At 53.3% G+C, this 1,497-nt stretch carries 3 protein-coding genes and 1 pseudogene; all 4 read right to left on the bottom strand.

Annotated elements, in window-relative coordinates:
• A partial coding sequence (locus DWX73_RS13270; RefSeq protein ID WP_118349127.1) for a recombinase family protein occupies positions 1-236 on the bottom strand: 236 nt, incomplete at its 3' end.
• A 111-nt stretch (positions 237-347) separates the two neighbouring features.
• Positions 348-536 (bottom strand): transposon-encoded TnpW family protein, encoded by a 189-nt coding sequence (locus tag DWX73_RS13265; protein ID WP_002569233.1) that lies wholly within the window; start codon positions 534-536, stop codon positions 348-350.
• Positions 533-1,390, bottom strand: a complete 858-nt coding sequence (locus DWX73_RS13260; protein WP_012744301.1) for an ATP-binding protein — start codon at positions 1,388-1,390, stop codon at positions 533-535. Before DWX73_RS13260 ends, DWX73_RS13265 begins: the two co-directional genes overlap by 4 nt.
• A pseudogene (locus DWX73_RS14225) lies at positions 1,387-1,497 on the bottom strand (adaptin-ear-binding coat-associated protein); the annotation flags it as partial. The gene DWX73_RS13260 and the pseudogene DWX73_RS14225, both read right to left, overlap by 4 nt.

The following is a 1,497-nucleotide window of genomic DNA, read 5'->3' as shown; positions in this document are numbered from 1 at the left end:
ACTTTTCCGGCTTCAATGTCCGCAAGCATGGCTTGAAAACCGGGTCTTTGAAAGTTCGCACCAGAATAACCGTCGTCCGTGTACCAGCGCAGATTGGAAAAGCCGTTCTGCTTTGCATAGGTTTCAAGGATACGCTTCTGATTGGAAATGGAATTGCTCTCGCCTTGCAGCTCGTCCTCATGGGAAAGTCTTGGGTAAAGGGCGGTAATTGGTTGTTGGTTGGTCTGTCTTAACATAAAATCCTCCGTTTCCGACAGCCAGCCCCACTATTCCGTACCTTGATTGTACCACATGGGGCGGCTGTCTGTATAGCGGCAAAAGCGTCAAATCTGCTTCTTTATGGTCGGTCAAATCGCCGTTTTTTGTGTAGCAGCTTCCGCTTCCAGCACTTTCATCATCTTGTCGGCTGCGGTGTCGGTTGCGCCCTGCTTGAAGAAGCCGGAAACGGTAAGGACGGAGTTGCCCATGCGGATTTCCGTTACACAGTCCGGGCGGCGGTCTGTTTTGGTGGTGCTTGTCTGTTTCGTTTCTGTCATAGGCTCTCCTTTCGCTGCTTCATCAGCTGCTTTAAGCGTTCCAGCTTTTCCTGTGCGGTTTCCTTTCGGAAGTTGCTGCCCGTGAAGCGGACAGGGGCGCACATGGAAGTCAGCCTGTCATAGATACGGGCGTGGGGTGTGTCCTGCGGGTGCTGCAATTCCTCCAGCGTGAGGTTGGTCGTGGCGATCAGCGGCTTGCCGCTTCGGTAACGGCTGTCAATCACGCTGTAAACCTGTTCCAGCCCGTATTCTGTCCCTCGCTCCATACCGAAATCATCAAGTATCAGCAGGGGGTAGCTGCAAAGGCGGGAAATATATTCGTTCCTGCCCTCAAAGCTGGCGGCAAGGTCATTGAGTATCGTTGCAAAGTTTGTCATGCGAACGGCAACCTCTTTTTCCATAAGGGCGTTGGCGATACAGGCAGCAAGGTAGCTTTTTCCTGTCCCCACGCCGCCCCAAAACAGGTAGCCGATATTTTCAGCCTGCATGGTTTCCCAGCTCTCCACATAAAAGCGGGCGGTTTCGGTCTGCGGGTTTCTGCCGTTGTCATGCTCAAATGTCCAATTCCGCATAGCAGGGTCGGTAAATCCCCGGCGTTTCAAGTCCTCCACTGTTTCAAGGTGCTTCTGTCGGCTTTCAGCGGCTTCCCGTTTTTCACGGGCTGCCCGTTGGCAGTCGCACTCTGCCGGGTGTCGGTCATGCCCTAACCATTGGGCGGTTTCTTTTGAAAAGTAGGCTTCTTTGGGCGTATGGCACTTGCCGCAGTATAAAAGCCCGTCCTCGCCTGTGTAGTCCTCCGCTTCGGCGGTAGTGGTTGTAATGTCCGTAATCATAGCTTCAATCTCGTTTTTCATAAGCTCTCGCCCTCCTTACATGAATAATCGGGTATGCCCTGTTTCGGGGCAGCCTTGCCTTTGGCAGCGTCCTCCTGCGCCCACTTGTAAATGGTGGCTGCATGGCT

Source organism: Coprococcus sp. AF21-14LB, from assembly GCF_003458885.1.
Taxonomy (GTDB): domain Bacteria; phylum Bacillota; class Clostridia; order Lachnospirales; family Lachnospiraceae; genus UBA9414.
The sequence above is the reverse complement of the archived record's forward strand: the minus strand, read 5'-3'. Positions and strand labels throughout refer to the sequence as shown.

What these genes read in the sequence shown, in the direction of transcription:
- DWX73_RS13265 (WP_002569233.1), bottom strand. Translation starts at nt 536, where the DNA reads ATGACAGAAACGAAACAGACAAGCACCACCAAAACAGACCGCCGCCCG.
- DWX73_RS13260 (WP_012744301.1), bottom strand. Translation starts at nt 1,390, where the DNA reads ATGAAAAACGAGATTGAAGCTATGATTACGGACATTACAACCACTACC.